The following is an 8052-nucleotide window of genomic DNA, read 5'->3' as shown; positions in this document are numbered from 1 at the left end:
GAGCCCGGCGATGTCGTCATCCTCGACAATGTCGGGTTCCACAAGAGCGAGCGGGCCCACGAACTGGTGCGCCGACGCGGCGCATGGATGCTGTTCCTGCCGCCATACTCACCTGATCTCAACCCGATCGAAATGGCTTTCTCGAAGCTCAAGACGCTGCTGCGCAAGAAGGCGGCCAGAACCTTCGAGGCGCTCTGCCATGCGCTCGGCGACATCTGCGACCTCTTCGACCCCACTCAGTGCCGAAACTTCTTCAAAGCTGCTGGATATGAGGCCGATTAATCGCGACACGCTTTAGCCTTGTGCCTTGCGCTTCTCCAGCTCGCGCTGCCGACCGTATCTGTTGCAGAACCGACCTTCGATATCGACACATTGGAAACCACATCGATTTCGTCTTTCGGCAAGCCGGCCAAGACCCTCCGGCCGCTGTCACTTGGAGTCTACGATCCGCACGACCAGTTTCGGAATTCGAACCGCCCTCATATCGGACATGTATTTGTCTATTGGCAGGCCATGGACAAGTCGATGCTTGCAGCCAAGATGCGCCTCGCCGAAATGAAAGGGCGGACGGAACCACCGTCCAACGGCATATGAACCAGTGCTGCCTCGACCTGTCCAGGCTATGAATCGGCGCTGTTTTGCCGAGAAATAGCCTGAACCATCATTCCAGAGCCAAGACCGCTTCGAGAATAGTTGATAGACTTCGTCTGTCATCAGCGGTGCCGCCGATTCCGTCGCAACATTTGTCTTGCTCAGTGTGGCGGCATCAGGGACGCCCACACCCAAGCACCGCCGATCACAAAAAGCTTCAACAGTGTCGGTAACGCTTCATTTCTTGTCCCCTCCCGAAGATGTTGCTTTTTGTCCCTAATTCAGAGCCGGTCCACCAACCCGCCAGTTGGGACGACCATAGTCCCCCGGCCACGGATAGACGTCGCGATCGTTAAAATAGACGACGCCTGTCAACTGCGGAAAGTCGGGATTCGGTTTGGCGGCGTTCTCCGCCCAGTTGCGAACATAGGCCTGGTCGCCTTCATAGCCCAGCTCGGCCACCATGATGGGTTTCCCGAAACCTTCGGCCAGCCGATAGCCCGGCGCGAGTGCCTCCGCGAACGTCCTCTCTTTGCCGAAATTGTCCCTGTCGTATTGCTGAAGTCCGAACACGGAAAGGCCGACTATATCGACGAACTCGTCTCCCGGATAAAAGTCGGCCAAGCCGGAGTTGCCTTTTGGCGACCACATGTATTTGGCCGTCTTCAGATGTTTGCGGCATTCCGTCACCACCCGGCGATAGGCCGCAACATAACCCTCGGGTTTCCAATGGGCCCAGGTAAACTGGTTGTCGGTTTCGTCCATTTCCTGTGCCCATCGGATGATCACCGGGCTCTTCAGATTGGCTGCGGCCGCACAGACTGACGCCATATAGGCGTCATAACGGCCGGCCAGGATTCCGCTCAGCAACTCGTCTGAGGTTATCCGCCAATCGACCGACCACGACCACGGCTCGACTGATATCAGGAGCGACCGCCCGCGCTGCAGGGCATACTCGTCGGCGATTGACAATGTGGACAGCTCGACATCTTCCCAAGGAAGGAAAAGATGTTCGATCTTGACATTCGCGTCGCTGCCGAAGTCGCCATGCGGGTCGTAGGCGCCGAAGTCGATCGACGCCTCGGTAATGACTGGCCGCTTGTCGGTGACTTGATTGGCCGTCTGCGCGTCGGCGGCAGGAATGCCGCGTGGTTGGCTGGCCGCAAGCACTGCTCCGGACAGCGCCAGCGTGACAAGTGAGAGCGCGATTACTCTTGAGGTATTTTTCCTGACAGTACTCATTGCTGTATCCTCCGGTTGATTTTGGCATCTGGGAGCGGTGTTGCCGGCTCGATGACGGCTCTGATCCGCGCCAGTTCCGACGAGACCAAGTCTTTGCTGACAAGCTTGCTGAACTCGTCGCCCTTCGCAAAACCGGGGTGTTTGAAAACATACCAGGTTTCGGACGGCTCTCTCTTCTGATAGATCGTGTCGTGGTGCCGCTTGTGGCTGAAACAGGTCTTGTCAGGGTAGACCCCGGACGATGAGTGCCATCGTGCATCGAGGCACAGGCGGCCGCCGTCGGTGACAATCCATCGGCCCTCCGCCCATGTAAATTTCTGCCCGGACCCCGTCCATGCGGTAAAACGGCGGCGATCGGATCGCATCCAACCCACACCGTCGCGCCATTGCCACGACTTATCATGGTAGAGCATGTAAAGTTCCACGCCCGTCATGACTCGGGCCTCCGGCGGGGGGACGGCGTCCTCGCTACTGGCCTGGGCCGGACCCGCGAAAGTCGAGAAGATGCATGATGTTACCAGAAGCCAGCGCCGGAGAGTTTTGGCGGCGCCTATTTCCTGGTTGGTGCAGTGTGGCTTTGCCATAGCTTCAGCCCTCGCGCCCGATGTCTGCCTGTGCGGCGCGCATCATCGCCGCAGGTTCAGGGTCTCGTTGGCGAAACTTTCGATAAGGGAAGGCAAGCACGTCGCCGGATGTGATGCTGGATTGATGTGGCACAGGCTGGCCGATACTCGATACTTGGAAACCGGCAGCCTGTGCCACCCCCCGCCCAAACGCGTTACGAAGATCGATCAGGTTCGCAGACCGCATCACCTGTTTCAGGCGATGGAGATCAAGCTGGCGGATGCTCTCCCATTCGGTGACGATGACCACGGCGTCCGCATCGCGGGCACATTCATAAGGGTCATTAAACAGCGCGACGTTTTCGACGACACGCGCTGCGTTTTCCATGCCAACCGGATCATGCGCCCGGATCTTGGCGCCAAAGCGCTGCAGCGTCTCGATCAACGGCACGGAGGGTGCATCGCGCATGTCGTCCGTGTCCGGCTTGAAGGTCAAGCCGAGAACTGAGATCGTCAGTCCATCGACATCTCCCCCAACGGCATCGAGGACCTTGAGGGCCATCTTCCGTTTGCGTGCTTCGTTAGCGGCCACTGTCTCTTCGACGATGCGCAGGGCGACGCCGTGATCCTGGGCTGTTCGAAGAAGCGCCAGCGTGTCCTTCGGAAAGCATGAGCCGCCATAACCTGGTCCCGCATTAAGGAAGGCCTTTCCGATGCGATGGTCGAGACCCATGCCGAGTGCCAGTTCACCGACATCGGTGCCTACGTGCTCGCACAGATCGGCAAGTTCGTTGATAAAAGTGATCTTCGTCGCCAGGAACGCGTTCGAAGCGTATTTGATCAACTCAGCCGAGCGCCGCTGGCCCACGACAACCGGCGTGTTCGCCTCGGCGAGTGGGCGATAAAGCGCCAGCATCGCCTTCCGCGCGTTTTCATCTTCGACGCCGATGACGACGCGATCGGGAAACAGGAAATCATCGATTGCCGATCCTTCCCGAAGAAATTCGGGGTTAGAAGCGACGGAAAAGCTACCGTTGGGACGGACAGTGGCGATGATTTTTTTGACTGCGTCGCCTGTACCAACCGGGACAGTGGATTTGACCGCGACAACCGCGTTGCCTTCGAGCGAGTACGCGATCTCCTTGGCCGCCGTGTAGATGAATGACAGATCGGCATCGCCGTGCCCGGGACGAGGCGGAGTCCCCACCGCGATAAAGACAATGTCGACGCCCCTCATCGCTTCGGCGAGGCTGGTCGTGAAGGACAAGCGCCCGGCGGCTTGGTTGCGAACCACAAGCTTTTCCAGGCCCGGCTCGTAAATGGGCATCTTGCCCTGCCTGAGCTGCGCGATCTTTCCCACGTCCTTGTCGACACACACGACCCGGTTGCCCCATTCGGCAAAGCAGGTTCCGCTGACAAGACCGACATACCCTGTCCCAACAATTGCAATTTTCATGTTTCCACGGCGCCCGTTGCGCCCCTTTTGTTATGGGATGAAACTCGGCACTTCGGTGAGCCATCTTGGTCTGAACGTAATCTTGCGGAGACCCGGTCCGCCTGATCCGGCCCCTGCGACGGCGTATTTCTCTTCAAACAGGCTGAGGCGCCCGGCGCCCCAAGCGAGCGATTCAAGGCCCTCCATCCCACGCTCGGCGGTTGCGATGCCGGGCAGCAAGAGAAGTGAAAGGAGGCTGGCTGCCATCGCCGGGCGATAGGAGCGCCTTGAGATCCTGACGACGTTTTCGCGGGCATGCTGGACAACGATGACGAGGAACAGCAGCGCGTACAGTGCCGCGTTGACGATCGCGAAGACATAGAAGCCGCGCGTCTCTCCCACTTCTTCCACGAGCAGGACCGGCAGTACGGAAGCGACCGACAGAACGCCGTAGGGTGCGAGAACCCGTATGGGCAGTGGACCCACTTCCGAGATTCCCTTCGGCGTAATGCGGAAATCCACGAAGGAGCCGGTGAGCCAGTCGCGCACCGCAGCGATCGTCCCCGCCAAAGCCCAGGGCCAGCGCGCGAACAGGAAGAGTATGCACTCCCAGCTCAGAATCTTTGCGTCAAACGGCCTGAACGTGCCACCTGCCCGCCAGCGATAGGCCATCAGAACCAGAATCACGGAAAGGGGTGCGGAATGCATGAGAAATTCTGGGTAAGTAACGGCAACGAAGTTTTCGCGGCGTGCGAGTGCGATGATCGGCATTGCAAACATCAGCGCCATGAAAAGCGCGAAGAGCGGATACCAAAGTTGCGAAAACAAGAACTGGAATTTCAACTTCATCGGCAAGCGTGGGATGAAGATTGGGGAATACTTCAGAAGCAACATGACCAGGCTGCGCGACCACTGAAACTCCTGCGTGACGAGATCGGCAAATGTGCGCGGACCGTCGCCGTGGGCAATCGCGTCCAGCGCGTGAACGCCACGCCACCCGTGGGCGTTCATCATCAGCGTGGTTGAATGGTCTTCGGCAAGTTCCGGCCCAAGCCCGCCAAGCTCTTTCAGCGCGGCGGCGCGAACCGCGTAGTGGGATCCGATGCAGAGCGGGGCGAGACCGCCATTGTAACCCGCCTGAAGCGACCCGTGCATGCTTGCCTCGGCGTAGAGTCGCCCACGCGCCGACCAGCTTTCCGCCGCATTGCGGTCGCAAATGCTGGGCGCCGAGACATAGCCTACCGCCGGATCGGCAAAGGGACGCAGCATCTGGTGCAGATAATCGGGCTCCGGGACATGGTCGGCGTCGAGCTGGGCGACGAAGTCGTAGCGCTCATAGCCGTAGTGGTCGTAGAAGAAAGCGAGGTTTCCTTCTTTGCAGCGCGTGCGCCGCGGCCACGTCGCGCGGTGATAGTCAACCCTACCCTTGCGCGTCGAGACGAAGACGCCATGCTGTCGGCACCAATTCAGCGTTTCCAAAGAGGGGTCTTCGTCGGCAAGCCATGTGTCATGCGGCACGTCCTGGAGGAGCATCGCCTTCAAGGTCACCGCCACGATGGAAAATGGCTCGGAGGGCGCCTTTGTCACCACCATGGCCACGCGGCTTCCTGCCGGAAGGCGCAATGGACCGCTCGGTTTGCGGCCGCGATAGAATATGGCCAAAAAATACGCCGGCAGGAGCGTGACCCACGCAAGGACAACCGTGACGGTCAGAAATCCGAAAAAGTCGACATAATGTGTGGGGTCGAACCACCAGACCCAGAAATAGACGACGGCCGCGAACCACACGAACACCCCGACCAGAAATTCAATACGGCGGTAGCCGGTCAGAAGGGGAACCATCAGTGGCGCGGTTGAGCGCTGGCCGGCGTCCGTCCTCTGTGTGGCTGTTGCGAGGGTCACGTCCGTGCCTCCAGTCCGAAGAAAGGCGCGGCGCTTCGCACGATCGTATCGAGATCGGAATATTCGGGCGTGAAACCTAGTACCTTACTGGCATAGGTCGGATCGGCATAAAGTGCCGGCGGATCTCCAGGGCGCCTCGGATGGATCTCGATCGGCACCTCCCGCTCCGATATCCGGGCGATCGTGTCCAAGATCTCACGTATGGAAGATCCGCGACCGGACCCAAGGTTGATCGCAAGATTCTCGCCGCCTGTCGCGAGATGGCTAAACGCGAGGGCGTGCGCGCGCGCCAGATCGGTTACGTGTATGTAGTCGCGGATGCAAGTTCCGTCCTCGGTGTCGTAGTCATCTCCAAAGACCGCCAGGTGCGAAATTCTGCCTCCCGCCGCGAGCAGCGCTCTGGGGATCAGATGGGTCTCAGGATCATGCCATTCGCCAAGCTCACCGTCGGGGTCGGCGCCGCAGGCGTTGAAATATCGCAAGGCCACATAGCGCATGCCATAAGCCGCAGCGTAATCCCGCAACATATGCTCGGCGATCAGCTTTGTGCGGCCGTACGGATTGATTGGATCTTGCGGCGTCGTCTCCTTGATCGGGAGAACGGCCGGTATCCCGTAGGTCGCACAGCTCGAGGAAAAAATTATCTTATCCACCTTGGCCTGGCGGCAAGCGTTCAAAAGCGACAGGGTTCCCGCCACATTGTTTCTGTAATATTTCGATGGATCTTCCACGGATTCACCAACATAGGCAGACGCCGCGAAGTGGATGACTGCGTCAGGCTCGTACCGCGTGAGTGTCTGCGCCAGATAGGTGGTATCGAGAATGTCGCCGTGTACGAACGGCCCCCAGCGCACGGATGATCGATTTCCCGTCACCAAGTTGTCGTAGACAACAGGCTCCACGCCTCTCGTTTTGAGGAGTTTGGCGGTATGACTGCCGATGTAACCGGCGCCGCCCGTCACCAGGACCTTATGTGCAGACATCAAGCCGTCTCCGCGAGCTTGCACGATTCCAAGGCCAGGAGACGGTCAAAGTACTGAATCGTTTGCTTGAGGCCGACCGACAGCGGCACTGTTGGCCGCCAACCCAGTTCACGTGACGCGAGCGAGATATCGGGACGGCGCTGTCGCGGGTCGTCGACCGGCAGGGCACAATGGACAATTCTCGAACTCGATCCCGTGAGATCGATCACCTGCTCGGCCAACTCTCGAATGGTAAATTCGACTGGATTGCCCAGATTAACGGGGCCGGTAAATGACGGCGCCGAAACCATCAGTTGCAAGAAACCGTTGATCAGGTCGTCGACGAAACAGAATGAGCGAGTCTGCGAGCCATCGCCATAGATTGTGATGTCTTCGCCTTCGAGCGCCTGTACGATGAAATTGGATACCACACGACCGTCGTCCGGACGCATACGGGGCCCATAGGTGTTGAAAATCCGGGCAATCTTGATCTCGACTCCGTGCTTATGGTGGAAGTCAAAAAACAGCGTTTCTGCGCAACGCTTGCCCTCGTCGTAGCAAGACCGCGGACCGAAAGGGTTGACGTTGCCCCAATAAGATTCGGGTTGCGGATGAACGTGCGGATCGCCGTAGACTTCCGAGGTGGAAGCCTGGAAAATCTTTATGCCGCGTCCTTTTGCCACCTCAAGGAGGTTAAGTGCGCCGAGCACGTTGGTTTTCATGGTTTGAACGGGATCGGCCTGGTAGTCCGGCGGCGAGGCGGGGCAGGCAAGATTGTAGATTTCGTCGACCTCAGCGGTCAAAGGCAGTGTGATGTCGTGCCGGACAACCTTGAAGCTGTGATTGCCTCTGAGATGATCGATATTGCGGGAACGCCCCGTCACGAAGTTATCGACGCACAGCACTTCATGACCCTGACCGAGCAACCTTTCGCATAGATGTGACCCAAGGAAACCCGCGCCGCCTGTAACAAGGATACGTCGAGGCGCCAAGGCATGACGCTCTATGCGAACGCTACTCAAGGTCGTCTGGATGGCAGATTTGACCGGACGTAGATTTCTCATCGATTTGCCCCACGTATTATCTACTTATATTGTTAGTGTATATTAATGATATTGGTATATATACGATACCAAATCGTATTTAGTACGACTGTAATCTCGAAACAAATTTTCAAAACGTCAAATAGAGAGTATGCTGTTAAAATTTCATGACGCCTAGACTTCCGTTACATTCTTGTTTCTCTATACGCGCCACGCTGAAGGGTGTCGTTAGCTGCGCATCCAGAAACTTATCCGGCGATACATATCTTGCTCTGAGACGGAGCAATCGCACTATCCGGCATTAACCGGAACGA

Annotated in this window: 8 protein-coding genes; 1 reads left to right on the top strand and 7 read right to left on the bottom strand. The window is 58.1% G+C overall.

Features of this window, described 5'->3' with window-relative positions:
- A partial coding sequence (locus IQ26_RS01485; protein ID WP_208760087.1) for a transposase occupies positions 1–282 on the top strand: 282 nt, incomplete at its 5' end.
- Positions 283–429: 147 nt separating this feature from the next.
- Here the strand turns inward: IQ26_RS01485 and IQ26_RS01480 are convergent.
- From IQ26_RS01480 to IQ26_RS01450, 7 genes are all read right to left on the bottom strand, one after another.
- Entirely contained in the window at positions 430–780 is a 351-nt protein-coding gene (locus IQ26_RS01480; protein ID WP_276316396.1) for a DUF995 domain-containing protein, read from the bottom strand.
- 87 nt (positions 781–867) lie between these two features.
- The gene (locus IQ26_RS01475) at positions 868–1833 is read right to left on the bottom strand and encodes a glycoside hydrolase family 26 protein (RefSeq protein ID WP_145711591.1); all 966 of its coding nucleotides are present in this window, start codon (positions 1831–1833) and stop codon (positions 868–870) included.
- On the bottom strand, positions 1830–2417 hold the full coding sequence (locus IQ26_RS01470) for a DUF995 domain-containing protein (protein WP_145711589.1): 588 nt from the start codon (positions 2415–2417) through the stop codon (positions 1830–1832). The genes IQ26_RS01475 and IQ26_RS01470 overlap by 4 nt, the downstream gene beginning before the upstream one ends.
- A 4-nt stretch (positions 2418–2421) precedes the next feature.
- On the bottom strand, positions 2422–3852 hold the full coding sequence (locus IQ26_RS01465) for a UDP-glucose dehydrogenase family protein (protein WP_145711587.1): 1431 nt from the start codon (positions 3850–3852) through the stop codon (positions 2422–2424).
- Positions 3853–3882: 30 nt separating this feature from the next.
- Positions 3883–5673 carry a glycosyltransferase family 2 protein gene (locus IQ26_RS01460; protein ID WP_145711662.1) on the bottom strand — a complete coding sequence of 597 codons (1791 nt, stop codon included), beginning with the start codon at positions 5671–5673 and terminating at the stop codon, positions 3883–3885.
- A gap of 56 nt (positions 5674–5729) precedes the next feature.
- Complete coding sequence (galE, locus tag IQ26_RS01455; RefSeq protein WP_145711585.1) at positions 5730–6716, bottom strand: UDP-glucose 4-epimerase GalE; 987 nt, start codon at positions 6714–6716, stop codon at positions 5730–5732.
- A complete protein-coding gene (locus IQ26_RS01450) occupies positions 6716–7759 on the bottom strand; it encodes a UDP-glucuronic acid decarboxylase family protein (protein ID WP_145711583.1) in 1044 nt (347 codons plus the stop codon). Before IQ26_RS01450 ends, galE begins: the two co-directional genes overlap by 1 nt.
- Between the last annotated feature and the right edge of the window lie 293 nt (positions 7760–8052).

It is taken from the genome of Mesorhizobium tianshanense (genome assembly GCF_007830515.1).
Taxonomy (GTDB): Bacteria; Pseudomonadota; Alphaproteobacteria; order Rhizobiales; family Rhizobiaceae; genus Mesorhizobium; species Mesorhizobium tianshanense.
Note: the sequence above shows the minus strand (reverse complement) of the source record. Positions and strands in the feature narration are given on the sequence as shown.

Excerpts from the sequence above, each read along its gene's own strand:
- IQ26_RS01475 (WP_145711591.1), bottom strand. The coding sequence starts at position 1,833 with ATGAGTACTGTCAGGAAAAATACCTCAAGAGTAATCGCGCTCTCACTT.
- IQ26_RS01470 (WP_145711589.1), bottom strand. The coding sequence starts at position 2,417 with ATGGCAAAGCCACACTGCACCAACCAGGAAATAGGCGCCGCCAAAACT.
- IQ26_RS01465 (WP_145711587.1), bottom strand. The coding sequence starts at position 3,852 with ATGAAAATTGCAATTGTTGGGACAGGGTATGTCGGTCTTGTCAGCGGA.
- IQ26_RS01460 (WP_145711662.1), bottom strand. The coding sequence starts at position 5,673 with ATGGTTCCCCTTCTGACCGGCTACCGCCGTATTGAATTTCTGGTCGGG.
- galE (WP_145711585.1), bottom strand. The coding sequence starts at position 6,716 with ATGTCTGCACATAAGGTCCTGGTGACGGGCGGCGCCGGTTACATCGGC.
- IQ26_RS01450 (WP_145711583.1), bottom strand. The coding sequence starts at position 7,759 with ATGAGAAATCTACGTCCGGTCAAATCTGCCATCCAGACGACCTTGAGT.